Below are 25152 nucleotides of genomic sequence, written 5' to 3'. Positions count from 1 at the left end.
GGGAACGCGGCCCGTACGCCGGGCGGCCTGATCAGGTCAGACGGCGAGCGCCTGGGCGCGACGCTTCACCTCCGTGCCGCGATTCTCGCTCAGAGCCTGCGCGGGGGTACCGGGCAGGCTCTCGTCGGGAGTGAAGAGCCACTCGAGCATCTCTTCGTCGGTGAAGCCGTCGTCCCGCAGGAGCGTCAGAGTGCCGGTCAGGCCCTTGACGACCTTCTGCTCGGCCCCGTCGATGAAAGCGGCGGGGACGTGCAGCGCGCGGTTCTCACCACGGCGTACGGCGATGAGCTGGCCTTCCTTGACCAGCTGCCGGACGCGGGTCACCTCGACGCCGAGCTGCTCGGCGATGTCGGGGAGGGTGAGCCAGGCGGGGACGAGAGCATCGATCTTTGCGTCAATCTCGGTCACGAACACAAGCCTGCCATCTCGGACTGACAGTCGGTACCCGGGCCGGTACGACCGTGTCACGCCCGCGGCCCCACTGCCCCCTTCGCGTCTGGGCCGCGGCCCCCTCGGGGGCGCGGGGAACTGCGCGCCGGGCCACAGCCGGCCTGCAGACATCGGACGGCCCTGCAACCAGGCGGCCCGGTGGGGCACCAGGGCGTAGCGCTCAGGCGACCGCACCCTTGAGCGGCAACGCGGGGTCAGACAGGAGCCCGGAGTCCATCGGCGTGCCCGCCTCGATCAGCCGCTTGCCCTGTGCCAGGTCCCGAGGCCGTCCCACCGCCAGGACCGCGACCAGGCGGCTCTCCCGGAGCCAGCACACCGACCAGGACGGTCCGGCCGGGTCACCGCGCCGGACCATGGCGTCGGCGGACGCGTGATGGCCCGCGTACTGGACGAAGCGGCCGAACTGCTCGGACCAGAAGTACGGCACGGGGTCGTACGCGGCGGACGTCTCGCCCACGATGTTCGACGCGACCGTGCGCGGGCCCTGGAGGGCGTTGTCCCAGTGGTGGACCAGCAGGCGCTCGCCGTAGCGGCCGGACGGGAACGAGGCGCAGTCGCCGACCGCGTACACGTCCGGGGCGGAGGTGCGCAGGTGGTCGTCCGCGACGATCTCGCGACGGGAGCCGAGCTCGATCCCCGCACCGGCCAGCCAGGCCGTGGCGGGCCGCGCCCCGATGCCGACGACGACGGCGCCCGCGGGCAGCCGCGAGCCGTCGTCGAGCACCACCTCGCCGGGCTCGACGTGCTCCACGCGCGCGTGGGTGCGCAGCACCGCCCCGCTGTCCGCGTACCAGGCGGCCATCGGAGCGGCCACCTCGTCGGGCAGCACGCCGGCGAGCGGCCGGTCGGCGGCCTCCACGACGGTCACCGCGCAGCCCGCCTCGCGCGCCGCCGTGGCGAACTCGGCGCCGATCCAGCCCGCGCCCACCACCACGATGTCGTGCTGCCGGGCGAGGACGGGGCGCAGCCGCTCGGCGTCGTCCAGCGTGCGCAGCAGATGGACGCCGGGTACGCCCTGGGCGCCCGGCAGTTGGATCGGCTCGGCGCCGGTGGCGATGACGAGGACGTCGTACGGAACCGGGCCGTCGACCGTGTCCAGTTCGTGCCGCGAGGGGTGCACGCCGGTCACTTCGAGCCCCAGGCGGAGCTCCACGTCGAGCGCTTCGAAGTCGACGTCGAAGGCGGAGCCCTCGGCCTTGCCGAGCAGGACGGCCTTGGACAGCGGGGGCCGGTCGTACGGCTGGTGGGGCTCCGCGCCGATCAGGGTCACGCTTCCGGTGAAGCCCCGTTCCCGCAGGGCGACGGCCGTCTGTACGCCCGCCATGCCCGCCCCGACGATCACGGCGCTCCGTCGCGCCGCCGGGCTGCGTCCCTGCGTCTGCTCACTCACACGATCACCATAGACACTGCCGAAATCGTCGGTCAGGGGGCGCGATCAGTGAGTTGTTGCACAGCGTCAGCCTTCGGTGACCTCTTCGACCACACTCGTCCCGCTGCCCTCCTGGGACTCCCACTCCCAGGTCTCCTCCAGGCGCAGCCGCCCGTCGGCGAGCGCGACGACCAGGGAGACGCAGTGCCCCGACGAGGTGGTGCCGTCCACCTTCAGCTGCACGTACCGGAAGTCGAGCCGGTCGCCCTCGCGCGTGCCCACGAGATGGCCGCGTACGACGTCGCCGCCCGTGTACTCGGCCCAGATCTCGCCGTCCTTCTCGTGGTAGGCGAAACGGGTGCGCGTACCCACCTGGCCCGGCGCCTGGTCGGCGACCGGGGCGAGGAGGAGTCCGTCGAGCGAGCGGGCCATGCGTGAAGGCTCCCTTACAGGCTGTTGGGGCGAAGGGCTAGGGTGGCCAACGTAAAGCACTCGCGGGAGTCCGGACGCACCGGGCTGAGAGGGAGGCTGGGACGGCCTCCGACCGTACGAACCTGATCCGGGTCATGCCGGCGAAGGGAGGGGCTGGACGCCCATGTCGCGTACACCGGAGACACCCGATACACCCCATACGGGGCGCACGTCAGACGTCCTGGTCGTCGGGGGCGGGATCATCGGCCTCGTCACGGCCTGGCGGGCCGCGCAGCGCGGGTTCACGACCGCGCTCGTGGACCCGGAGCCCGGCGGCGGCGCCGCGCAGGTCGCGGCCGGAATGCTGGCCGCCGTCACCGAACTCCACTACGGCGAGCAGACCCTGCTCGGCCTCAATCTGGCCTCGGCGCGCCGCTATCCGGACTTCGCGGCCGAGCTGACCGAGGCGACCGGCCAGGACATCGGATACCGGCAGTGCGGCGCGCTGGCCGTCGCGCTCGACGCCGACGACCGCGCCCATCTGCGCGAGGTGCACGCCCTGCAACGCCGGTCGGGCCTGGAGTCGGAGTGGCTCAGCGGCCGTGAGTGCCGACGGCTGGAGCCGATGCTCGCGCCGGGCGTGCGCGGCGGGCTGCGGGTCGACAGCGACCACCAGGTCGATCCGCGGCGGCTCTCCGCCGCCCTGGTCACGGCCTGCGAGCGGGCCGGAGTGGCCTTCCACCGGACGTGGGCCGAGCGCCTGACCGTCGTACGGGACCGGGCCGTCGGAGTCGTGACGACGGACGGCACCGCGCTCTCGGCGGGCCAGGTCGTACTCGCCGGGGGCAGCCTCAGCGGACGTCTGACGGGTGTCCCCGACGACGTGCTGCCGCCGGTGCGCCCCGTGAAGGGACAGGTGCTGCGGCTGGCGATCCCGAAGCGGTTCGCGCCCTTCCTGAGCCGTAGCGTGCGGGCGGTCGTGCGCGGCAGCCACATCTATCTGGTGCCGCGGGACAGCGGCGAACTGGTCGTCGGCGCGACCAGCGAGGAGCTGGGCTGGGACACCACGGTGACCGCGGGCGGTGTGTACGAGCTGCTGCGGGACGCCCACGAACTCGTCCCCGGCATCACCGAGCTGCCGCTCACCGAGACGCGGGCCGGACTGCGCCCGGGCTCCCCCGACAACGCGCCCCTGCTCGGCCCCACCGAACTCCCCGGGCTGCTGCTGGCGACCGGCCACTACCGCAACGGAGTACTGCTGACGCCCGTCACCGGAGACGCCATGGCGCACGCCCTGACCACCGGTGAACTCCCGGACGAGGCCCGCCCGTTCACACCCAGGCGGTTCGGCGCCGCCGCACTCTCGGAGCAGCACGCATGAGCATGAGCATCTTCGTCAACGGGGAGCGACGGCAGCTCGACCCGGACACCGCCCTCGACGCCCTCGTCGCCGCGCTCACCGCGGCTCCCTCCGGTGTCGCCGCCGCACTCAACGAAACCGTCGTCCCGCGCGCGCAGTGGTCGAAGACCCTCCTCTCCGAGGGAGACCGGGTCGAAGTCCTCACCGCCGTCCAAGGAGGCTGACCCATGGCCGACGATCCCTTCGTCCTCGGCGGTACGTCCTTCACGTCCCGTCTGATCATGGGCACCGGTGGCGCGCCCAGCCTCGACGTCCTGGAGCGCTCGCTCGTCGCGTCCGGCACCGAGCTGACGACGGTCGCGATGCGCCGCGTGAACCCCAAGGCCCACGGCTCGGTCCTGTCGGTGCTCGACCGGCTGGGTATCCGTGTGCTGCCCAACACGGCGGGCTGTTTCACCGCCGGGGAGGCCGTCCTGACGGCCCGGCTCGCGCGCGAGGCGCTCGGCACGGATCTCGTGAAGCTGGAGGTCATCGCCGACGAGCGCACGCTGCTGCCCGATCCGATCGAACTGCTCGACGCGGCCGAGACCCTCGTCGACGACGGCTTCACGGTCCTCCCGTACACGAACGACGACCCGGTGCTCGCCCGCAGATTGGAGGACGTGGGGTGCGCCGCGGTCATGCCGCTCGGCTCGCCGATCGGGTCCGGGCTCGGCATCCGCAACCCGCACAACTTCCAGCTGATCGTGGAGCACGCGCGCGTGCCGGTGATCCTGGACGCCGGTGCCGGTACGGCGTCGGACGCGGCGCTCGCCATGGAGCTGGGGTGCGCGGGTGTGATGCTCGCCTCGGCCGTGACCCGGGCGCAGGAGCCGGTCCTCATGGCCGAGGGCATGCGGCACGCGGTCGAGGCGGGCCGGCTCGCCCGTCGCGCGGGGCGCATTCCGCGCCGCCACTTCGCCGAGGCGTCGTCTCCCATGGAAGGTGTCGCCCGGTTGGACCCGGAACGGCCCGCTTTCTGACTTTTGGCCTGAACACCTGTCTGAATCCAGGCGCCGCACGTTGTCGGTCACCGTGCGACGTGCGTCACAGCTCGGCTGCAGTACCGCCCCGGAATCGCCCGTGCGGGCGGCGTTGACAGTGGCGGCTCGTACACTCACCTGCGTGGATACGACCCTTCAGGACCCGCTCGTCGGGCACGTGCTCGACGGCCGCTACCGCGTCGACGCGCGCATCGCGGTCGGCGGGATGGCCACGGTCTACCGGGCCGTGGACACCCGCCTGGACCGGGTGCTCGCGCTCAAGGTGATGCACCCGACGCTGGCGGCCGACGGCACGTTCGTCGACCGTTTCATCCGCGAGGCCAAGTCGGTGGCCAGGCTCGCCCACCCGAACGTGGTGCAGGTCTTCGACCAGGGCACGGACGGCAGTTACGTCTATCTGGCGATGGAGTACGTGGCCGGATGCACCCTGCGCGACGTGCTGCGCGAGCGCGGGGCGCTGCAGCCGCGGGCCGCGCTCGACGTCCTGGAGCCGGTCCTCGCCGCCCTCGGCGCCGCGCACCGCGCCGGGTTCGTGCACCGCGACATGAAGCCGGAGAACGTCCTGATAGGGGACGACGGCCGGGTGAAGGTGGCGGACTTCGGTCTCGTACGGGCCGTGGACACGGTCACCAGCACGACGGGGGCCGTGCTCGGCACGGTGTCGTATCTCGCGCCCGAGCAGATAGAGAACGGCACGACCGATCCCCGGGTCGACGTGTACGCGTGCGGCATCCTCCTCTGCGAGATGCTGACCGGCGACCGCCCGCACTACGGGGACTCACCCGCCACCGTGCTCTACAAGCACCTCCACGAGGACGTGCCCCAGCCGTCGGCGTCCGTGCCGGGTCTGGCCCACGAGCTCGACGAGCTGGTCACGACGGCCACCGCACGCAACCCCGACCTCCGCCCGTACGACGCCGTGGCGCTGCTCTCGCAGGTCCTGGACGCACGGAACGCGCTGAGCACCGACCAGCTGGACGCCGTCCCGCCGCAGGCGGTCGCCACGGACCACCAGAACGCCGACGACCGTACGAGTGTGATCCCGCTCTCTCTGTCGGTGCAGCGGCCGCTCCCGGTGAACGACGACGACGAGCTGCACCGCACGAGCTTCCTGCCGTCCCCGCCGCCCGAACCGCCGCGCCGCGGACGTGGCGGCCGTACGGTTGCGCCCCGTCGCGGCCTGCTCGCGATCGTCGCCGCGGTGCTGCTGGCCCTCGGCCTCGGCGCGGGCGTCTGGTACATCAACTCCGGCCAGTTCACCAACGTCCCGGCGGTGCTCTCGAAGACCGAGGCACAGGCCAGGAAGCAGCTCACGAACGCCGGTCTCGACGTGAAGGACGTCAAGCGCAGCTTCAGCGACACCGTCAAGCCCGGCAGGGTCATCAGCAGCGACCCGAAGCCCGGCGCCCGGATCCGGGACAACGACTCCGTGACACTGACGGTCTCCAAGGGCCCGGAGATCGTGCGCGTGCCGGACCTGGAGGGCTACTCGCTGGACAAGGCCAAGCAGCGCCTGAAGAACGAGGGCCTGGTGGCGGGCATGGTCACCAAGGGCTTCAGCGACGACGTCCCGGTGGGCTTCGTGATCCGTACGGAACCGGGGGCGGGCACCGAGCGCCGCGGCGGTTCGGCGATCGCGCTCACCGTCAGCAAGGGCAGTCCGGTGGACGTGCCCGACGTCGTGGGCGACGACCTCCAGGACGCCAGGCAGGAGCTGGAGGACGCCGGCCTGACGGTCGAGGTCGCCTCCAAGCAGGTCACGTCCGAGTACGAGGCCGGCCAGGTCGCCAAGCAGTCACCGGACCCCGCCACCAGGGCGGCCGGCGGCGACACCGTCACGCTGACGGTGTCCAAGGGCCCGGAGATGATCGAGGTCCCGGACGTCGTGGGCGACAGCGTCGACGACGCGAAGCAGGAGCTGGAAGCGGCCGGCTTCAAGGTCGAGGAGGACCGCGGTCTGCTCGGCCTCTTCGGCGACACGGTCAAGGGCCAGTCGGTGGACGGCGGCGACACGGCGCCCGAGGGATCGACGATCACGATCGAGATCCGCTGACACGGACGGGCGCAACAGCACACAGACGGGCAGGCATGCGGACCGGCATGCCGGGCGACACAGGCACCCGCAGGACATGGCCGCCGACCGGGCGACCGGGACCGCGTGACACCCTGAAGGGGTGAGCACTCAGCAGTCCCGCAACCCCGTCGGCGGCCATGTCCCCGTCGCCGGAGGCCTCGCCTCCGTCGGCCTCTCGTACGCGCGCGAGCTGGCCGCCGAGACCGTCCAGGTCTTCGTCGCCAACCCGCGCGGCTGGGCGACACCGCCCGGAAACCCGCTCCAGGACGACGAGTTCCGCGCGGCCTGCGCCGCCGAGTCGATCCCCGCGTACGTCCACGCGCCCTATCTGATCAACTTCGGCTCGCACACCGAGGCGACCGTGGAGAAGTCGGTGGAGTCGCTGCGGCACTCGCTGCGCCGCGGGCGGGCGATCGGGGCGCTGGGCGTCGTCGTGCACACGGGCTCGGCGACCGGTGGCCGGGAACGCTCGGTCGCACTCAAGCAGGTCCGCGAGCACCTGCTGCCGCTGCTCGACGAGCTGACCCACGACGACGACCCGTTCCTGCTGCTGGAGTCGACGGCCGGACAGGGCGCCTCGCTCTGCTCACGGACCTGGGACTTCGGACCGTACTTCGAGGCGCTCGACGCCCATCCGAAGCTGGGCGTCTGCCTGGACACCTGCCACATCTTCGCGGCGGGCCACGACCTCACCGGGCCCAGCGGGATGCACCAGACGCTGGACCTGCTGGTGGACACGATCGGCGAGGGCCGGCTGAAGCTGATCCACGCCAACGACTCCAAGGACGTGGCCGGCGCCCACAAGGACCGTCACGAGAACATCGGTGCCGGGCACATCGGCGAGGACCCGTTCCGTGCGCTGATGACCCACCCCGCCACCGAGGGCGTACCGCTGATCATCGAGACGCCCGGCGGCAAGGAGGGGCACGCGGCGGACGTGGAGCGGCTGAAGAAGCTCCGGGACGGCTGAGCGAAGCCTCCGGAAGCTCCGGAACCCGGGAAGTCCAGGAAGCGCCGGGCTCAGAGCTCGGGGCCGTCCCCGGGCTCCTCCTGGTACGAGTAGCGCTGCTCGCGCCAGGGGTCGCCGATGTTGTGGTAACCGCGCTCCTCCCAGAAGCCGCGGCGGTCCGCCGTCATGTACTCGACACCGCGGACCCACTTGGGGCCCTTCCACGCGTACAGCTGCGGCACGACGAGGCGCAGCGGAAAGCCGTGTTCCGCGGTGAGCAGCTCGCCGTCCTTGTGGGTGGCGAAGATGGAGCGGTCGGACGCGAAGTCGTCGAGGCGCAGATTCGAGCTGAAGCCGTACTCGGCCCAGACCATCACATGGGTGACGGTGGGCGCCGGCGGGGCGATCTCCAGGATCGTGCGGGCCGGGATGCCGCCCCACTCCGCACCGATCATGCTGAACTTGGTGACGCAGTGCAGATCGGCCACCACCGTGGCGTACGGCAGGGCGGTGAACTCCTCGTGGGTCCAGCAGTGCTTCTCGCTGTCGGCGGTGGCGCCGAAGACCCTGAACTCCCAGCGCTCGGGCCGGAACTTCGGTACGGGCCCGTAGTGCGTGACCGGCCAGCCCCGCTGAAGTCGCTGCCCCGGCGGAAGCTCCGACTGCGCTGCTTCTCCAGATTCACGACCCACCGGCTGACCCATGACTCCATCCTGACAGACCCCGGACGATGGGCATGACCAGGTACGCATCGACTCTGACAACTCGGTACAACCAGGACTAAGCAAGTACTTACTTACTAAGCATGCACTTACTGGACGATCTTCTACGCCGGTGCAATCATGCGGCGCAACCCGCCAGTTCCCCCGCTTGGAAGGAGCCTCTGCGATGCAGGGCGATCCCGAGGTCATCGAATTCCTCAACGAGCAGCTGACCGCCGAACTCACCGCGATCAACCAGTACTTCCTGCACGCGAAGATGCAGGAGAACTTCGGCTGGACGAAGCTGGCGAAGTACACGCGGCACGAGTCCATCGACGAGATGAAGCACGCGGAGATCCTGACCGACCGCATCCTCTTCCTGGACGGGCTGCCGAACTACCAGCGGCTGTTCCACGTCCGCGTCGGGCAGACGGTCACGGAGATGTTCCAGGCGGACCGGCAGGTCGAGGTCGAGGCGATCGACCGGCTCAAGCGCGGTATCGAGGTGATGCGGACCAAGGGCGACATCACGTCCGCGAACATCTTCGAGTCGATCCTCGAGGACGAGGAGCACCACATCGACTATCTGGACACCCAGCTGGAGCTGGTGGAGAAGCTCGGCGAGGCGCTCTACATCGCGCAGCTCATCGAGCAGCCGGACAGCTAGGCCGCCTCTTCCAGCTCTTCCACTTCGGAGAGCACGGGCACACCCTGGCCGGCCGGCTCGCGCCGGGGGCACGCCTCCCTGCCCAGCAGGGCCTGAATACGTCGCACGCACGAGCCGCAGTCGGTGCCCGCCTTGCAGGCCGACGCTATCTGCCGAGGCGTACAGGCACCGCCCTCCGCGTGCTTCTTCACCTGCGCCTCGGTCACTCCGAAGCAGTTGCAGACGTACACGCGGTTCACCTCCCGACGGGATTCATTGGGTCGTCGTGCCATCCCGATAATCGGTGAGGCTAACCTAACCTTACCCGCCGGGCCAGAGCCGCAAAAGTGCGATGGGGCGCGGATCGTATGTGATCCGCGCCCCAATGCTTGCCCTTGTAACAGCCGAAACGGCTGTTGACCCACTACTGGTCCCGGTACATCTCCGCCACCAGGAACGCCAGGTCCAGGGACTGGCTGCGGTTCAGGCGCGGGTCGCAGGCCGTCTCGTAGCGCTGGTGCAGGTCGTCGACGAAGATCTCGTCGCCGCCGCCCACGCACTCGGTGACGTCGTCACCGGTGAGCTCGACGTGGATGCCGCCCGGGTGGGTGCCCAGGCCCTTGTGGACCTCGAAGAAGCCCTTGACCTCGTCGAGCACGTCGTCGAAGCGGCGGGTCTTGTGACCGGAGGCCGCCTCGTACGTGTTGCCGTGCATCGGGTCGGTGATCCAGGCGACGGTCGCGCCCGAGGCGGTGACCTTCTCGACCAGCTCGGGCAGCTTGTCACGGACCTTGTCGGCGCCCATGCGGACGATGAAGGTCAGCCGGCCGGGCTCACGGTCCGGGTCGAGGCGCTCGATGTACTGCAGCGCGTCCTCGGCCGTCGTCGTCGGGCCCAGCTTGATCCCGATCGGGTTGCGGATCTTCGAGGCGAACTCGATGTGCGCGCCGTCCAGCTGACGGGTGCGCTCACCGATCCACACCATGTGCCCGGAGACGTCGTACAGGTGCCCAGTGCGGGAGTCGACCCTGGTCAGCGCCGATTCGTAGTCCAGGAGCAGCGCCTCGTGGGAGGCGTAGAACTCGACGGTCTTGAACTCCTCCGGGTCTGCCCCGCAGGCGTGCATGAAGTTCAGCGCCTGGTCGATCTCGCGCGCCAACTGCTCGTAGCGCTGCCCCGACGGCGAGGTCTTCACGAAGTCCTGGTTCCAGGCGTGCACCTGGCGCAGGTCGGCGTAGCCGCCGGTGGTGAAGGCGCGCACCAGGTTGAGCGTCGAGGCGGAGGCGTTGTACATCCGCTTCAGGCGCTCGGGGTCCGGGATGCGGGCCTTCTCGTTGAACTCGAAGCCGTTGACCGAGTCGCCGCGGTAGGTCGGCAGGGTCACGCCGTCGCGGGTCTCGGTGTTCTTGGAGCGCGGCTTCGAGTACTGGCCGGCGATGCGGCCGACCTTCACGACGGGCACGGACGCCGCGTACGTGAGGACGGCGCCCATCTGGAGCAGGGTCTTGAGCTTGTTGCGGATGTGGTCGGCGGACACGGCGTCGAAGGCCTCGGCGCAGTCGCCGCCCTGAAGCAGGAACGCCTCGCCCTTGGCGACGGCTCCCAGCCGGGCGCGCAGCTGGTCGCACTCGCCGGCGAAGACGAGCGGCGGATACGACTCGAGGTCCGCGATCACATCGCGCAGAGCCTCGGCATCGGGGTACTCGGGCTGCTGCGCCGCGGGCAGGTCTCGCCAGGTGTTGCCAGCGCTTGCGCTGGACTTAGCGTTCACGGTCACGACCCCAACATTACGGGGTCGTGTCGGGCGTCCATCTCCATGCTCATCAATTGAGACGGGGCGCGCTCGATCGAAAGCCCCGACGCGTACGCCGTATGTACGCCGTCACACAGGGTGTCGCATGGGGTAGGGTGCGGCGCATGTTCGCGCACTCGATCCAGAACCCGATCCAGAACTGGTGGTGGACCGCTCATCCGGCGGCCCACTGACTGCGCGTACGCAAGACTTCGCGAAGGCCGCCCGAGGGGCGGCCTTCGGTGTTTTCGCGACCGGGACCGTTCCTCTCCACTCCTCTCCAACGAGACGCCGAGAAGGAATCCGGACCCATGAATCTGCTCGACCTGCCGGCCGATCCCCGCCCTTTCGCCCTGCTGCGCCGCCGCACACCGGGCCACGATCACGACACGGTCGAGCTGCTGCTCGGCCCGGTCACCGAGTACGAGCGGCTGGCCGACATCCCCGAGGGCCTCGCCCTCGTCCCGTACCGCCAGATCCGGGAGCGCGGCTTCGACGTCCGCGACGACGGCACCCCGCTCGCCGTGCTCACCCCCGAGGAGTCGTACGAACTCCCCCTGGAACAGGTCCTGTCGGAGCTGCCCGCGCACGACGTGCGGGTCGAGGGCGGTGGCTTCGACGTCGCGGACGAGGCGTACGCGGAGATCGTCGGGCGGGTGCTGCACGAGGAGATCGGGCGGGGCGAGGGCGCGAACTTCGTCATCCGGCGGACGTACGAGGGCGCGATCCCGGGGTTCGGACGGGCCGACGCGCTGGCTCTCTTCCGGCGGCTGCTGGTCGGTGAGCGGGGCGCGTACTGGACGTTCGTCGTGCACACCGGAGAGCGGACCCTCGTGGGGGCGAGCCCCGAGGTGCATGTCCGGATGTCCGGCGGGACGGTCGTGATGAACCCGATCAGCGGAACGTACCGCTATCCCGTCGAGGGGCCGACGCCCGAGGACCTGCTGGAGTTCCTGGCCGACGGCAAGGAGATCGAGGAGCTCTCGATGGTCGTCGACGAGGAGCTCAAGATGATGTGCACGGTCGGCGACATGGGTGGTGTCGTGATCGGGCCGCGGCTGAAGGAGATGGCCCATCTCGCGCACACCGAGTACGAGTTGCGGGGCAAGTCGTCGCTCGACGTGCGGGAGGTGCTGAAGGAGACCATGTTCGCGGCGACGGTCACCGGGTCGCCGGTGCAGAACGCCTGCCGGGTCATCGAGCGGCACGAGGTGGGTGGGCGTGGGTACTACGCGGGGGCGCTGGCGCTGATCGGGCGCGACTCCGGCGGGGCTCAGACCCTCGACTCCCCCATCCTCATCCGGACCGCCGACATCGACGGGGGCGGCCGGCTGCGGGTCCCGGTCGGCGCGACGCTCGTACGCGGGTCGGACCCGGCGAGCGAGGTCGCCGAGACACATGCGAAGGCGGCCGGGGTACTGGCGGCGCTGGGGGTACGCCCCGGCCGGCCCGGCGGGGAGAAGGTACGGGCGAGCCTCGCGGACGATCCGCGGGTGCGGGCGGCGCTCGACGGGCGGCGGGCGGCGCTTGCGCCGTTCTGGCTGCGGATGCAGGAGCGGTCGGCCGAGCTGGAGGGCCGTGCGCTGGTCGTGGACGGGGAGGACACCTTCACGGCGATGCTCGCGCATCTGCTGCGCTCGTCGGGACTTGAGGTGACCGTGCGGCGGTACGACGAGCCTGGGCTGCGGGAGGCGGTGCTCGCGCACGAGGGTCCGCTGGTGCTGGGGCCGGGTCCCGGCGACCCCTCGGACACGACGGACCCGAAGATGGCCTTCCTCCGCGATCTGACCGCGGAGGTGATCCGGGGCCACCGGCACGGCGTGCTGGGGGTCTGCCTCGGGCATGAGCTGATCGCGGCGGAGCTGGGCCTGGAGACCGTCCGCAAGGAGGTCCCCTACCAGGGCGCCCAGACGGACATCGACCTCTTCGGGCGGACGGAGACCGTCGGTTTCTACAACAGCTTCGTGGCGCGGTGCGACGACGAGGCGGCGGTGGAACTGGCGGCCCACGGGGTCGAGGTCAGCCGCAGCGGGGCGGGCGAGGTGCACGCGCTGCGCGGGCCCGGGTTCGCCGGGGTCCAGTTCCATCCGGAGTCGGTGCTGACGCTGCGCGGCGCGGACGTCGTGCGGGAACTGGTGGCTCAGGTGCGGGTGGGAGCGGGGGCGGGCACCGGCCCGTTCTCGGAGCGGCGGCCCGCCGTGTAGTCGAGGACGTTCCGGACCCGCGTGGCGGGGCTTTTCTCGCCCCCGCCGCCCTTACCCTTCCCATCCCTGGGGGCTGCCGCCCCCAGACCCCCGCTCATCGGCCTGAACGGCCTCGTCCTCAAACGCCGGACGGGCTGAAATCAGCCCCTCCGGCGTTTGAGGAGCGGGGGTTCGGGGGCGGAGCCCCCGAAAGGGACCGGAATGGGTAGGGGCGGCGGGGGCGAGGAGAACCAGGTCAGCCGAAGAAGACTCCGACCTCCTCGTAGAGGCGGGGGTCCACCGTCTTGAGGCGGGCCGTGGCCTCGGCGATGGGGACGCGGACGATGTCGGTCCCCTGGAGTGCGACCATCTTGCCGAAGTCGCCGTCCCGCACGGCCTCGATGGCATGGAGTCCGAAGCGGGTGGCCAGCCAGCGGTCGAAGGCGCTGGGGGTACCGCCCCGCTGGACGTGACCGAGGACCGTCGTGCGGGCCTCCTTGCCCGTGCGGCGCTCGATCTCCTTGGACAGCCACTCCCCCACCCCGGAGAGCCGGACATGCCCGAAGGAGTCCAGCGACCCGTCCTTGAGGACCATGTCGCCGTCCTTCGGCATCGCCCCCTCCGCGACGACCACGATCGGCGCGTACGAGGCCTTGAAGCGCGAGGTCACCCACGCACAGACCTGGTCGACGTCGAAGCGCTGCTCGGGGATGAGGATGACGTTCGCGCCGCCCGCGAGGCCCGAGTGGAGCGCGATCCAGCCCGCGTGCCGCCCCATCACCTCGCACACGAGCACCCGCATGTGCGACTCGGCGGTGGTGTGCAGCCGGTCGATCGCCTCGGTCGCGATGCCCACGGCGGTGTCGAAGCCGAAGGTGTAGTCCGTGGCCGACAAGTCGTTGTCGATTGTCTTCGGGACGCCGACCACCGGCACGCCGTACTCGTCCGTGAGGCGAGCCGCGACGCCCAGCGTGTCCTCGCCGCCGATCGCGATCAGCGCGTCGACCTCCAGCTTGGCGAGGTTCTCCTTGATCCGGCGGATGCCGTTCTCGACCTTGAGGGGGTTGGTGCGCGAGGAGCCGATGATCGTGCCGCCACGGGGCAGGATGCCGCGCACGGCGGGAATGTCGAGCCGGACGGCGTCGCCCTCCAGGGGCCCCCGCCAGCCGTCCCGGAAGCCGGTGAAGTCATAGCCGTACTCCTGCACGCCCTTGCGGACGATGCCCCGGATGACGGCGTTGAGCCCGGGGCAGTCGCCGCCTCCGGTCAGTACTCCGACCCGCATGGAAAAGTCCCTTCGCCGCGGTTGGCTGATGGGACTCACGCTAATAGTGATCCAGGTCACTTCAGCAGAGGGCGGAAGGTCAATTCCGGTGAATTGTGCGGGGGTTGATCATGCGTCTTCACTCTTTGGTGGGACGCGGACGGTTTACGCGTCGTCGAGGCCCCGCTCTATGGCATAGCGCACCAGCTCCACGCGGTTGTGGAGCTGGAGCTTGCCCAGGGTGTTCTGGACGTGGTTCTGGACCGTGCGGTGGGAGATCACGAGGCGCTCGGCGATCTGCTTGTAGCTCAGGCCCTTGGCGACCAGCCGGAGCACCTCGGTCTCACGGTCGGTGAGCTGCGGGGCCCTGGGCTCGTCGCCGCCCGTGGCGGGCCCGGGGTCGGAGGCGAGCCTGCGGTACTCGCCGAGGACCAGGCCCGCGAGCCCGGGCGTGAAGACGGGGTCGCCGACGGCCGTGCGGCGCACCGCGTCGATCAGCTCGTCCGTGGACGCCGACTTGAGCAGATAGCCGGTGGCCCCCGACTTGACCGCCTCCAGGACGTCCGCGTGCTCGCCGCTCGCGGAGAGGACCAGGACGCGCAGGGCGGGATTGGCCCCCACCAGCTCCTTGCAGACCTGCACACCGGGCTTGGCCGGCAGATTCAGGTCGAGGACGAGGACGTCGGGGGCGGCGGCCTGCGCGCGGCGCACCGCCTGCTCGCCGTCTCCCGCGGTGGCGACCACGTCGAACCCGGACTCGGCCAGGTCGCGCGCGACCGCGTCGCGCCACATGGGGTGATCGTCCACCACCATGACCCTGATCGGGCCCTGTCCGTCACTCATCGCCGCCCTGCCTTCGCCTTCGCCACGACCTCCGTCGCCTTCCCCGCCGTCTTCCGCGCCGTCTTCCGTGTCGTCCTTGTCATCGCTGCTCCGCCTTCCCCCGTGAACCCTTCGGGTCCTTCGCATTCGTCACGTTCGTCATGTCCGTCTTCGGGACCTTCAGCTCGACCTCCGTGCCCTGGCCCGGCACCGAGATCAGCTCGGCCGTACCCCCGATCTCGCGCAGCCGTCCGCGGATCGACAGGGCCACGCCGAGGCGTCCCTCCCCCTCGGCCTGGGCGAGCCGGCCCTCGGGGATGCCGGGACCGTCGTCGCGTACGGTCACGATCACCTCGTCCGGCTCGTCCTCGACCAGGATCCACGCGCGGGCGTCCACGCCCACGTGCCGGTGGACGTTGTCCAGGGCGGCCCCGACGGCGGCGGCCAGCTCCTTCGCGGCGGCCGGGTCGAGCGGCACCGGGGTGCCCGGCGCGGAGAAGGTCACCCTCGCGGTGGCGTACGGGGCGAGCAGCGAGCGCAGGTCGCAGGGGCCCCCGTCGTCCGGGTCCGGTTCGTCCACCGCGCGCACCAGGGCGCCCTCGGCCTCGTCCTCCGACACGCGTGAGACCGGTACGAGCCCGCCCGAGACCAGTGTGCGCAGCGCGACCTCCTGCTCACCCGCGAGGCGGCCCAGTTCCGCGGCCTCCCCACCGAGCGTGGAGCCGCGCCGCTGCACCATGGCCAGCACCTGGAGGACGCCGTCGTGGATGTCGCGGGCGAGCCGCTCCCGCTCGCGCGTCGCGGCCTCGATCTCCAGGGCGCGGGCGAGGGTGCGCTCGGAGGCGCGGGCCACCTCGACGACGTATCCGATGGCGATGGAGGCGACCCAGACGAGCAGCACGTTGTGGAGGGTGTCCTGGCTGAGCGCGCCGCGCTGGACGACGTTGGCGACGCCGACGAGCGCCGAGGCGAAGGCCGCCCAGCGCCAGCCGCCCTTGATCGCGAACGCCAGCACGGAACCCGCGGTCCATATCGACGGGAGGGTCGGGCCGCCGTCCACGATCCGGTCGTGGGCGTCCGCGACCGGCGTGAGGAGGATGCCGGTGAGTGCGATGGTCAGGTCGGCGGCGAGGAAGCGCTTGGTGCAGCTGACCGCGTTGGCCACCCTGGGCAGGGTCGCGAAGGTCCACGTGATGAGCACCAGGTAGTAGCCGATGGCCACTTCGGGACGGACGAAGCTGTCGTAGTGGGTGGCGAAGAGACCGATCGCGTAGAACATCGTCAGGACGCGGTAGCCGGTCAGCGCACGCCACAGGGGCTGCTCGACCGACATCCTCATGACTCTCTCGCGCTTGGCCATGTCCCCCACTACCCCATCCCCCGACAGCCGCGTCTAGGAGTCGGACCGTTCCTTCTCGTCCTTCTCGGTCTGCTTCTGCGCCTGTTCGGCTTCTCTTTGCGCTTCTTTCTGCGCTTCCTTCTGGGCCTGTTCCGCTTCCTTCTGGGCTTCCTTGAGCGCCTGCTTCTGCGCCTTCGCCTCGTCCGCGATCTGCCGTTTGGCGGCCGTCGCGTAGATGTCCACGTACTCCTGCCCGGAGAGCTTCATGATCTCGTACATGACCTCGTCGGTCACCGCGCGCAGGACGAACCGGTCGTGCTCCATGCCGTTGTACCGGCTGAAGTCCAGCGGCCTGCCGATGCGGATGCCTGGGCGCATCAGCTTGGGCATCACCTTGCCGGGCGGCTGGATCTTCTCCGTGTCGATCATGGCGACCGGGATGACGGGAGCGCCGGTGGCGAGTGCCACGCGCGCCAGGCCGCCGGGCTTGCCCCGGTAGAGGCGGCCGTCGGGCGAGCGCGTGCCCTCGGGATAGATACCGAACAGCTCGCCGCGCTCGATGACGTCCATGCCGCTCTTGATGGCCGCCTCGCCCGCGCCGCGCCCTCCGGAGCGGTCCACCGGCAGCTGGCCGACGCCCTTGAAGAAGGCGGCCGTCATCCGGCCCTTGACGCCGGGGGTCGTGAAGTACTCGGCCTTCGCGATGAACGTCACCTTGCGGTCCAGGACCGCGGGCAGGAAGAACGAGTCCGAGAACGACAGGTGATTGCTCGCCAGGATGGCCGGGCCCTCGGCGGGAATGTTCTCGAGGCCTTCCACCCAGGGCCTGAAAGCGAGCTTCAGGGGCCCTCCGATGGAAAACTTCATTGCGCCGTAGATCAAGCGAGTGCCTCCTGTGTCTGTCGGTCAGACCTTAACCCGGAGCACTGTCAAAGGGCCCGACGGCCCTGGTCGGTGTCAGTGCGGTCGCGTACGGTGAAGTACGCCTCGAAGCTTCGGGGTGATCGTCGCGTCACCCCGGAATGAACAGCGAGCAGTTCTCCCGAATGAACAGTTCTCGATGAACAGCCGTCCCTCTTCATGAGTCGTCCTTCTTCTCGGAGCGTCCTGCTTCCGTCGTCCAAGAGCGTTCTTCTTCCATGAGTCGTCCCTCTTCAATGAACAGGAGACCGAAGGTGCCGGTCCTTCCTGGAGCCGAGCCGTTCCGCCACGAGGGCGGAGAGGTCGGGGTCCTTCTCTGCCACGGGTTCACCGGTTCTCCGCAGTCGCTGCGCCCGTGGGCGGAGTATCTCGCCGAGCGCGGTCTGACCGTCGCGCTGCCGCTGCTGCCCGGGCACGGCACGCGCTGGGAGGACATGCAGCTCACCGGCTGGCAGGACTGGTACGCGGAGGTGGACCGCGAGCTGCGCGCCCTGCGCGAGCGCTGCTCCCAGGTCTTCGTCTTCGGCCTCTCCATGGGCGGCGCCCTCACCCTGCGGCTCGCCGCCAAGCACGGCGACGAGATCAGCGGCATCGTGGTCGTCAACCCGGCGAACAAGGTCCACGGCCTGTCGGCGTACGCCCTTCCGGTACTCCGTCATCTCGTCCGTACGACGAAGGGCCTGACCAGCGACATCGCGAAGGAGGGCGGTATCGAGATCGGCTACGACAAGGTGCCCCTGCACGCGGCGCACTCGTTGCGGAACTTCTTCCGGCTGGTCGACGGCGAGCTGCCGCAGGTGACCCAGCCGATGCTGCTCCTGCACAGCCCGCAGGACCATGTCGTGCCGCCCGCCGACTCGGCCCGCATCCTCAGCCGGGTGTCGTCCACCGATGTCGCGGAGATACTCCTGGAACAGAGCTACCACGTCGCGACGTTGGACCACGACGCGGACCGGATCTTCGAGGAGAGCTTCGCCTTCGTCTCCCGGCTCGCACCCGGCGCCGGCATGGAGACCGGCGCGGGCCAGGCGGGTCAGCAGGAAGGGACGGCCACTGGTGGCTGAGCACGACGCGGACCGCGAACCCGAGGAGAAGGACGCGCCGTCCGGCGAGGAACAGGGCCCGTCGTTCGACGAGGCCGCGGCGTGGGAGGCGATCGTCGCGGGGTACGGCGACGAACCGCCGGACCCGCCCGGCGCCAAGCCCTTCAAGTCGATCGAGGACCTGGCGCTCCTGGAGCCCGAGACGAACGACTCGGGCGACACCGACACGAAGAGCGCCAGCAGCCCCAAGAGCTCCAAGGACACGAAGGGCGCAACGGACACCACCGGGGCCACCGAACCGGCGGCGGAGGAGGACGAGCCCTCCGCAGAGAAGCCGCTCGGCAGCTCCGTCGCCTTCGCGCCCGGAGTCTCCGGCCCGCGCGACTACTCGATGCCCGAACCCGTCGAGGAGGACTTCGACGAGGACGACGAGGGCCACTTCGTGCCGCCCGAGCCGCCCCCGCTGCCCGCCGCGGACGCGACGGCCAAGTTCGCCTGGCTGGCCGTGATCGGCGGCCCGCTCCTGCTCCTCCTCGCCGTCCTGCTCGGCTGGAACATGACCTGGTGGCTCGCCACCATCGGCATCGGCGGCTTCCTCGGCGGCTTCGCCACGCTGGTGGGCCGCATGCGCGGCGACGACGAGGACGAGGACGACCCGGGGCGCGGCGCGGTGGTCTGACGCCGCGCACACGTACGTACGGAAGCCCGCCCGGAGAAACTCCCGGGCGGGCTTTCGCGTGGGTGCGGCCCGCTGCGGAACCCTCGATGGAACTCGATCCCGTCGATCGGCGAAGTAGGGGTGGACAACCCGAACAAGCCTAAGCCTTCGAGGCGTTCAGACGAACGAAAGGAGCCCCGATGACCGTCGGACCGGGCGTCCTCACGCGCGAGGAGAAGCGCGAGGAAAGCGACGCCCGTGTGATCGAACGGTCCCGGGACGAGCCCGAGCTGTTCGCCGTGCTCTTCGACCGTCACGCCGACACCGTGCACCGTTACGCGGCCCGGCGGCTCGGTCCCGAGGCGGCGGAGGACCTGATGGCGGAGACGTTCACGACGGCCTTCCAGCGGCGCCACACGTACGACCTGGAGCGGGCGGACGCCCGCCCGTGGCTGTTCGGCATCGCGACGAACCTCGCGGGCCGACGCCGAAGAGCCGAGGCGCGCCGTTTGGCACTCAGCAGGGTGCCAGGCGTGAAGGTGACCCCCGGGCTCACCGACGCCGAGGGCCGGACGGGCATCGGGATCTCGCTCTCCGGTCCGGGCACCATCGGCAGCACATTCATCTTCGACCCGGAGTCGTACGAGTTGCTCGGCTTCCGCGACAGTCGTACGTCGGGTGACGGCACGGACATGAAGTCCTACAGCCAGCTCACATACCTCGACGGCTGGGCGGTCACCGACCGGGCCAGGCAGCGGCCCTAGTCGACCGGCCAGGAGGCGGGCACCCTGAGGGCCGCCAGGACCGGCAGGTGGTCCGTGGCCGCCCTCAGATCGGCCTCCGTCACTCCGGGGTGGCCGAGCGGCACCCCGCAGCCCAGGACCTCCACGCCCTCCGTGGCGAAGAGCGCGTCGATGCGCTGGTGGGGGTCTGCGGGCGTCGAGGTGTTCTCCGCGCCCCAGGGCGCCACCGCCCAGCCGTCCTGGAGCTCTGCGGCGAGACGCTTGAAGGTGCGGCCGTTCGGTCGTTCGTTGAGGTCGCCGCCCGCGACCGCGTGCGGGGCGCCCAGGGCGGCGAGTCGGTCGAGGAGCATGCCGCCCTGCTCGTGGCGCTCGTCCTTCTGGAGGGAGAGGTGGCAGCTCAGCACGCCGAGGCGGGCGCCGCCGAAGCGGACGACCGCGGTGGCGAAGCCGCGTCTGTGCAGTCCCGGTGTGAGCGGGAGCAGCACGTCCTCGGTGCGTTCGACCGTCGCCCGCAGGGAGCAGAGGAGGGCGGGGCCCGATGCCGTGCCACCGCCGGAGAGGATCACCTGGCCGGACGCGGCTGCCAGGCGGGCCAGTTTCTTGCGCCACCTGAAGAAGCGGGGGGCTTCCTGGACCAGGACGAGGTCCGGTTCGCAGGCGGTGATCACTCGGGCGAGTGCGGTGGTGTCGTCTCGCATGGAGCGGATGTTGTAGCTGAGGACCCTGATGACGGCCGAGCCGTCGGGTTCCGTACGGGACGCTGGTAGCGGACTGACGGAAGGGCTGGTCGGCATGTCGATCAAGATATATGCCCCGCCGGTTCTGGGTCGTCAGATTCACCGCGGGCCGGTGGGGGCTGGTTGCGCCGTTCCCCGCGCCCCTTAGAAGCAGGGGCTACCGCCCCTCTTCAGGGGCGCGGGGAACGGCGCAATCTTTTAGGGGCGCGGGGAACTGCGCGACCAGCCCCCACCGGCCCGCAGATCCCCACGACCCTCACCCCCAAACAGAACCGCCCGCCGCCCCCGGAGGGAAACGGCGGGCGGTCGAAGCGCGACTACATGATCGGATCGGGCTCCCGAGCCAGATCCGCCGCACCGACCAGCCCCGCCTCGTTGCCCAGTCGGGCGGCGATGACGTCGGCGACGGGACGCCAGTTGCCGCCCACGAGCCAGCGCTTGTAGGACTTGCGGATGGGGTCGAGGACCAGCTCGCCCTCGTCCGAGAGACCGCCGCCGACGATGAACGCGGAGGGGTCGAAGAGCGAGGCCAGATCGGCCAGACCGGCACCGGCCCAACGGGCCAGCTCACGGTAGGAGTCGACGGCCACCGGGTCGCCCTGGCGGGCGGCCATCGAGATGTGCTTGCCCTCGATGCCGTCGGGGGAGCCGTCGCCGAGCGACAGCAGGATCTCCGCGTTCTCGGGGGTCGCGTTGGCGCGCTGCTTCGCGTATCTCACGAGGGCGCGCCCGGAGGCGTACTGCTCCCAGCAGCCCTGGGAGCCGCAGCCGCACAGCAGGCCGTCGGGAACCATCCGGATGTGGCCGAACTCCGCGGCCACGCCGAAGTGCCCGCGGCGCAGCTTGTTGCCGATGATGATGCCGCCGCCGAGGCCGGTGCCCAGCGTGATGCAGATGACGTTGCGGTGGCCCTTGCCCGCGCCGAACTTGTACTCGCCCCACGCCGCCGCGTTCGCGTCGTTCTCGACGACGACCGGCAGGCCCACGCGGGCCTCCACCTCGTCCTTCAGGGGCTCCTGCCGCCAGTCGATGTTCGGCGCGAAGTAGACCGTCGAGCGCTGGCGGTTGACGTATCCGGCGGCACCGATGCCCACGCCGACGATCTCGTGCCCCGCCCGGGCGCCCTCTACGGCCGCGGCGATCGCGTCCACGATGGCCTGCGGCGTCGTCGGAGTCGGCACCTTGAAGGTCGAGAGGATGTTGCCTTCCTCATCGACCACGCCGGCCGCGATCTTCGTGCCGCCGATATCGACGCCGATGGTGAGTCCCATGAATCCCTCAGTTTCGGTCGAGCCCCGCTACGGCCAACCGTACCCGAGCAGCTTCAGTCGAGGTCGATGTGTTCACCGGGACCGGTGCCCTCGTCACGGGGGCCCGGGGCGGTGTCACGGGTGGTCCAGCGCCGCTCCTGCGCCTCGACGGCGGAGCGGTAGGCGGCGAGCAGTTCGGAGCCGGCGGTGGCCAGGTGGTCGAACACGTCGGGGTTGCGCTCGATGACGGGCTCGACGGCGGCCTTGGCCTGCTGCACCACCTGGTTGACCATCTGCTGGGCGGCGCCGCCCGCGACCGCGCCGAGCAGCGGCGACTGCAGCCCGGACAGTTTGTCGGCGACGGCGTCGACGAGTTTGCGCAGTTCCTCGGCGGCCGAGCCGGGCGGCTGGCCGTACTGGGTGCGGCGGCGGGCCTTCTCCGCGGCGAGGTCCTCGGCGCACGCCTTCGCCCAGGCATCGGCGTCGGTCGCGCGCACCTCGTCGAGCGCGTCCTTGGCGGCGTCGGCGTCGGACGTGGGGCGCTCATCGCTCATGGCGGACTCCAAGCGTGGGATCTGTATCTCTCGACGTTACCCGAACGGGGGTACGCCGTTCATCGTGTGCGCGGCCACAGAACGGGACTCGGTCACCTTCCCCGGGGCCACAGGTCCGGGTCCGGTGCGAAGCGGACGGCCAGTTCGCCGTCGCGCAGGGAGGCGCCGTCCACCGTGCAGCGGCGCAGGGCGGACGGGAGCGGGACGATCCGGCGGAACTGCCCTGCCGTGACGACGAGTTCGTCGCCGCGGCGTACGAGGTCGAGCTCCTCCCGTATCGCGCCGGGGAGCGGGATGTACCAGACGAGCACGCCGTCGTCGGCGAGGCGGTCGACGACGGGCCACTCGACCCGTCCCGGGGCGTCGCCCGGCGCGGGCACGGGCAGCGCGGCGAGGTCCTCGGCGCCGCGGGGGTCCCGGCCGAGGTGGGGGATCTCGCGTACGTCGAACGTCCGGCCCCACTCGTCGCGCCACTCGTCGAGCGCCTTGCGCTGCTGGACGGCGAGGGCTGCGAGCCAGGTGTCGGGGGACGCGTCGGGCAGGACACGGTTGGCGACCAGGGCGTCGGTGCGCAGGCCGCGCAGGGCGAGGCCGGTGGCGGCGGTGCGTACGGCGTCGGTGCCGGCCGGGCCCGGCTCGGCGACCAGCCGTACGGTCGTGGCCGCGTCCTCGACGGCCAGCTGAACGGCGGCCAGCTCGACGTCCCAGCGGGCAGCCGTCTCGTACAGCCACTCCGAGGGCATCGGGACGCCGGCGAGACGGCCGAGTACGGGGCGCAGCGCGCGGGCGGCCTGGCGCTCCGCGGGGAGCAGGCGGCGGAGGTAGCGGCGCAGCTGTTCGGGGAGGGCGAGGAGGGCGAGTGCCTGGGGGGTGGGCGGCAGGTCGACGACCAGGAGGTCGTACGTGTCCGCCGTGGCCGCGTCGCGCAGGGCGCGGAGCAGGGCGAGTTCCTCGGCGCCGGGCAGGGGGGTGAGTTCCTCGCCGTCCAGACGGGCGGCGCCCAGCAGGTCGAGGCCGGTGGCGGCGCGGTCCTGGAACGCGAGGAGGTCCGTGCGGAAGGCCTCGGTGGCGTCCGGCCGCCAGGTGGTGAGGCCGGGGGCGGCCTCGGTGGGGGTACCGCCGGTGGGGGTGCCGAGGACGGCGCCGAGGGTGTCGGTGCGGTCGGCTGTGAGCACCAGGGTGCGGGTTCCCCGGCGGGAGGCCTCCAGGGCGGTGGCCGCGGCGACGGTGGTGCGGCCGGAGCCGCCGGGGCCGGTGATCAGGATGGTGCGCATGTAGGTGAACGGTACCGGTGCCTGGCCGGCGGGCTGAGCAGAGAGGGTTTCGCCCCCGCCGCCCCTACCCGTTCCCGTCCCCTGAGGGCTCCGCCCCCAGCCCCCCGGTATCGCGCTGACGCGCTCGTCCTCAAACGCCGGACGGGCTGAGAAACTACTTCTCGCCCGACTCCACGCGCTTCTTCAGGCCCGCCAGGGCGCGGTCGATGATGACCTTCTCCGCCTTGCGCTTGATCATGCCGAGCATGGGGATCTTGACGTCGACGGTGAGCTGGTAGGTGACCTGGGTGGCGCCGGTGCCCGCGGGCTTGAGGATGTACGAGCCGTCGAGGGAGCGGAGCATCTGGGACTTGACCAGGGTCCAGGAGACCTCGTGGTCGCCGGTCCAGGTGTAGCCGAGGGTCTGGTCGTCCTTGATCGCGCCGGCGTCCATGACGAGGCGTACCTGCTCAGCGCGGCCCTTCTCGTCCGTGGCGAGCACCTCCGCCTCCTTCACCTCACCGGTCCAGTCCGGATAGCGGGCGAAGTCGGCGATCACCGCCATGACATCGGCCGGTGCCGCCTCGATCGTGATGCTCGAGCTGGTGTGTTCCGCCATCGCCGTGGCTCCTCCAGATGCGGTCCGGACATAGGGGTGTTCGTCGGGGTACGAACGCTTCCTACCTGTGTATGCAGCGTGAAGGCTACCGCGCGGCGGACGGCCCGCCGTCCCCGGCCCTGCGACCTCCGGCAGCCCTCACCACTCCAGCACCCACGGCTTCCCCGTTCCGGCGAAGTGACCCACGTTCACGCACTCCGTGGCGCCGATACGCATCCGCCGGGCGAGTGGTTGATGGACGTGGCCGAAGAGCGAGTAACGCGGCCGGGTGCGCCGGATCGCGTCGAGCAGTGCACGGCTGCCCCGCTCGAAGCGCCGCGCCACCGTGTCGTAGACGAGCTCGGGCACCTCCGGCGGAATGTGCGTGCACAGCACGTCGACCTCTCCGACGGCCTCGATCTTCGCCGCGTACTCCTCGTCGCTGATCTCGTACGGCGTCCGCATGGGCGTACGCAGGCCCCCGCCCACGAAGCCGAAGACGCGGCCGCCGATCTCGACCCGCTCGCCGTCGAGCACGGTGGTGCCGGGCCCGGCGTACTCCGACCACAGTGGCGGCACGTCGACGTTGCCGTAGGTGGCGTACGTCGGAGTGGGGAACGCCGCGAACAGTTCGGCGTACTGCTTGCGCACGGCCTTCTCGATGGCGGGGCCGCGGTCGACGCCCGCCCACAGCCGCGCGCCGAAGGCCCGGGCCTCCTCGTAGTGGCGGGCGGTGCGCAGCTCGACGATGCGGTCCGTGTTCTCGGTGCCGAACAGGTCGGGGAAGATGCCGCGGGAGTGGTCGGCGTAGTCGATGAAGAGCACGAGGTCGCCGAGACAGATCAGGGCGTCCGCGCCGTCACCGGCCCTGGCCAGGTCACGGACGTTGCCGTGCACGTCGCTCACCACGTGGACGCGCGTCTTCCGGGCCTCGCCGCCCGGGCCACCGATGTCGTCGGCGTTGCCGCCTTGTGTGCCTGCCATGGCGATCA

The 25152-nt window shown here is 70.8% G+C and carries 27 protein-coding genes and 1 riboswitch; of the genes, 11 read left to right on the top strand and 16 right to left on the bottom strand.

Annotated elements, in window-relative coordinates:
• Window positions 1–36: 36 nt before the first annotated feature.
• The 3 genes from OG718_RS38570 to OG718_RS38560 all read right to left on the bottom strand — a co-directional run bounded on the left by OG718_RS38570 (window position 37) and on the right by OG718_RS38560 (window position 2251).
• Window positions 37–408: a helix-turn-helix domain-containing protein gene (locus OG718_RS38570; RefSeq protein WP_143637890.1), complete on the bottom strand. Its 372-nt coding sequence runs from the start codon at window positions 406–408 to the stop codon at window positions 37–39.
• A gap of 202 nt (window positions 409–610) precedes the next feature.
• On the bottom strand, window positions 611–1840 hold the full coding sequence (locus OG718_RS38565; RefSeq protein ID WP_443055214.1) for an NAD(P)/FAD-dependent oxidoreductase: 1230 nt from the start codon (window positions 1838–1840) through the stop codon (window positions 611–613).
• Window positions 1841–1906: 66 nt separating this feature from the next.
• Entirely contained in the window at window positions 1907–2251 is a 345-nt protein-coding gene (locus OG718_RS38560) for a hypothetical protein (RefSeq protein WP_143637893.1), read from the bottom strand.
• A gap of 52 nt (window positions 2252–2303) precedes the next feature.
• Window positions 2304–2417, top strand: a riboswitch (TPP riboswitch).
• Between OG718_RS38560 and thiO the strand changes: the two genes are divergently transcribed.
• The 5 genes from thiO (at window position 2415) to OG718_RS38535 (ending at window position 7677) form a co-directional block, all read left to right on the top strand.
• Window positions 2415–3611 carry a glycine oxidase ThiO gene (thiO, locus tag OG718_RS38555; protein ID WP_328846382.1) on the top strand — a complete coding sequence of 399 codons (1197 nt, stop codon included), beginning with the start codon at window positions 2415–2417 and terminating at the stop codon, window positions 3609–3611. It overlaps the preceding riboswitch by 3 nt.
• A 2-nt stretch (window positions 3612–3613) precedes the next feature.
• Window positions 3614–3814: a sulfur carrier protein ThiS gene (gene thiS / locus OG718_RS38550; protein WP_143638013.1), complete on the top strand. Its 201-nt coding sequence runs from the start codon at window positions 3614–3616 to the stop codon at window positions 3812–3814.
• A gap of 3 nt (window positions 3815–3817) precedes the next feature.
• Window positions 3818–4612, top strand: coding sequence for a thiazole synthase (locus OG718_RS38545; protein WP_328846381.1), 795 nt, complete (start codon window positions 3818–3820; stop codon window positions 4610–4612).
• A gap of 142 nt (window positions 4613–4754) precedes the next feature.
• Entirely contained in the window at window positions 4755–6686 is a 1932-nt protein-coding gene (pknB, locus tag OG718_RS38540) for a Stk1 family PASTA domain-containing Ser/Thr kinase (RefSeq protein WP_328846380.1), read from the top strand.
• 121 nt (window positions 6687–6807) lie between these two features.
• Complete coding sequence (locus tag OG718_RS38535; RefSeq protein WP_143637899.1) at window positions 6808–7677, top strand: deoxyribonuclease IV; 870 nt, start codon at window positions 6808–6810, stop codon at window positions 7675–7677.
• A gap of 50 nt (window positions 7678–7727) precedes the next feature.
• Here the strand turns inward: OG718_RS38535 and OG718_RS38530 are convergent, their stop codons facing one another.
• A complete protein-coding gene (locus tag OG718_RS38530; RefSeq protein ID WP_200398804.1) occupies window positions 7728–8360 on the bottom strand; it encodes a sulfite oxidase-like oxidoreductase in 633 nt (210 codons plus the stop codon).
• A 184-nt stretch (window positions 8361–8544) separates the two neighbouring features.
• Here OG718_RS38530 and bfr point away from each other — a divergent pair, with 184 nt between their 5' ends.
• Complete coding sequence (gene bfr, locus OG718_RS38525) at window positions 8545–9024, top strand: bacterioferritin (protein WP_143637901.1); 480 nt, start codon at window positions 8545–8547, stop codon at window positions 9022–9024.
• Here the strand turns inward: bfr and OG718_RS38520 are convergent.
• Both OG718_RS38520 and OG718_RS38515 read right to left on the bottom strand, forming a co-directional pair.
• Complete coding sequence (locus tag OG718_RS38520) at window positions 9021–9263, bottom strand: (2Fe-2S)-binding protein (protein WP_260695227.1); 243 nt, start codon at window positions 9261–9263, stop codon at window positions 9021–9023. The genes bfr and OG718_RS38520 overlap by 4 nt on opposite strands.
• A gap of 164 nt (window positions 9264–9427) precedes the next feature.
• Window positions 9428–10780 (bottom strand): class II 3-deoxy-7-phosphoheptulonate synthase, encoded by a 1353-nt coding sequence (locus tag OG718_RS38515; RefSeq protein WP_055612067.1) that lies wholly within the window; start codon window positions 10778–10780, stop codon window positions 9428–9430.
• A gap of 95 nt (window positions 10781–10875) precedes the next feature.
• Between OG718_RS38515 and OG718_RS54475 the strand changes: the two genes are divergently transcribed.
• Window positions 10876–10989, top strand: coding sequence for a trp operon leader peptide (locus OG718_RS54475; protein WP_143637905.1), 114 nt, complete (start codon window positions 10876–10878; stop codon window positions 10987–10989).
• A gap of 117 nt (window positions 10990–11106) precedes the next feature.
• The gene (locus tag OG718_RS38510; RefSeq protein ID WP_328846379.1) at window positions 11107–12999 is read left to right on the top strand and encodes an anthranilate synthase family protein; all 1893 of its coding nucleotides are present in this window, start codon (window positions 11107–11109) and stop codon (window positions 12997–12999) included.
• A 235-nt stretch (window positions 13000–13234) separates the two neighbouring features.
• On the opposite strand, the gene OG718_RS38505 is transcribed toward OG718_RS38510, so the two are convergent.
• From OG718_RS38505 to OG718_RS38490, 4 genes are all read right to left on the bottom strand, one after another.
• Entirely contained in the window at window positions 13235–14263 is a 1029-nt protein-coding gene (locus OG718_RS38505) for a 6-phosphofructokinase (RefSeq protein WP_143637909.1), read from the bottom strand.
• Between the two features lie 144 nt (window positions 14264–14407).
• The gene (locus tag OG718_RS38500) at window positions 14408–15085 is read right to left on the bottom strand and encodes a response regulator (RefSeq protein ID WP_143637911.1); all 678 of its coding nucleotides are present in this window, start codon (window positions 15083–15085) and stop codon (window positions 14408–14410) included.
• 79 nt (window positions 15086–15164) lie between these two features.
• A complete protein-coding gene (macS, locus tag OG718_RS38495; protein WP_143637913.1) occupies window positions 15165–16424 on the bottom strand; it encodes a MacS family sensor histidine kinase in 1260 nt (419 codons plus the stop codon).
• A 33-nt stretch (window positions 16425–16457) separates the two neighbouring features.
• Window positions 16458–17270 carry a lysophospholipid acyltransferase family protein gene (locus OG718_RS38490; RefSeq protein ID WP_186001187.1) on the bottom strand — a complete coding sequence of 271 codons (813 nt, stop codon included), beginning with the start codon at window positions 17268–17270 and terminating at the stop codon, window positions 16458–16460.
• 308 nt (window positions 17271–17578) lie between these two features.
• On the opposite strand from OG718_RS38490, the gene OG718_RS38485 reads away from it, so the two are divergent.
• The 3 genes from OG718_RS38485 to OG718_RS38475 all read left to right on the top strand — a co-directional run bounded on the left by OG718_RS38485 (window position 17579) and on the right by OG718_RS38475 (window position 19789).
• On the top strand, window positions 17579–18388 hold the full coding sequence (locus OG718_RS38485; RefSeq protein ID WP_143637915.1) for an alpha/beta hydrolase: 810 nt from the start codon (window positions 17579–17581) through the stop codon (window positions 18386–18388).
• The gene (locus OG718_RS38480) at window positions 18381–19046 is read left to right on the top strand and encodes a hypothetical protein (RefSeq protein WP_143637917.1); all 666 of its coding nucleotides are present in this window, start codon (window positions 18381–18383) and stop codon (window positions 19044–19046) included. The genes OG718_RS38485 and OG718_RS38480 overlap by 8 nt, the downstream gene beginning before the upstream one ends.
• Window positions 19047–19225: 179 nt before the next feature.
• The gene (locus OG718_RS38475) at window positions 19226–19789 is read left to right on the top strand and encodes an RNA polymerase sigma factor (protein WP_328846378.1); all 564 of its coding nucleotides are present in this window, start codon (window positions 19226–19228) and stop codon (window positions 19787–19789) included.
• Here the strand turns inward: OG718_RS38475 and OG718_RS38470 are convergent.
• The 6 genes from OG718_RS38470 to OG718_RS38445 all read right to left on the bottom strand — a co-directional run bounded on the left by OG718_RS38470 (window position 19786) and on the right by OG718_RS38445 (window position 25144).
• A complete protein-coding gene (locus tag OG718_RS38470) occupies window positions 19786–20562 on the bottom strand; it encodes an endonuclease/exonuclease/phosphatase family protein (RefSeq protein ID WP_328846377.1) in 777 nt (258 codons plus the stop codon). The two genes, OG718_RS38475 and OG718_RS38470, sit on opposite strands and share 4 nt — an antisense overlap.
• Window positions 20563–20822: 260 nt before the next feature.
• Window positions 20823–21776 carry an ROK family glucokinase gene (locus tag OG718_RS38465; protein ID WP_143637921.1) on the bottom strand — a complete coding sequence of 318 codons (954 nt, stop codon included), beginning with the start codon at window positions 21774–21776 and terminating at the stop codon, window positions 20823–20825.
• A 53-nt stretch (window positions 21777–21829) separates the two neighbouring features.
• A complete protein-coding gene (locus tag OG718_RS38460) occupies window positions 21830–22309 on the bottom strand; it encodes a DUF5304 domain-containing protein (RefSeq protein WP_143637923.1) in 480 nt (159 codons plus the stop codon).
• A 92-nt stretch (window positions 22310–22401) separates the two neighbouring features.
• On the bottom strand, window positions 22402–23583 hold the full coding sequence (locus OG718_RS38455) for an ArsA family ATPase (RefSeq protein ID WP_328846376.1): 1182 nt from the start codon (window positions 23581–23583) through the stop codon (window positions 22402–22404).
• Window positions 23584–23737: 154 nt separating this feature from the next.
• Window positions 23738–24181, bottom strand: a complete 444-nt coding sequence (locus OG718_RS38450; RefSeq protein WP_055618724.1) for an SRPBCC family protein — start codon at window positions 24179–24181, stop codon at window positions 23738–23740.
• A 138-nt stretch (window positions 24182–24319) separates the two neighbouring features.
• Window positions 24320–25144 carry a metallophosphoesterase family protein gene (locus tag OG718_RS38445; protein WP_186001188.1) on the bottom strand — a complete coding sequence of 275 codons (825 nt, stop codon included), beginning with the start codon at window positions 25142–25144 and terminating at the stop codon, window positions 24320–24322.
• Between the last annotated feature and the right edge of the window lie 8 nt (window positions 25145–25152).

This window comes from Streptomyces sp. NBC_00258, assembly GCF_036182465.1.
GTDB lineage: Bacteria > Actinomycetota > Actinomycetes > Streptomycetales > Streptomycetaceae > Streptomyces.
This window is presented reverse-complemented; position numbering and strand designations above follow the sequence as displayed.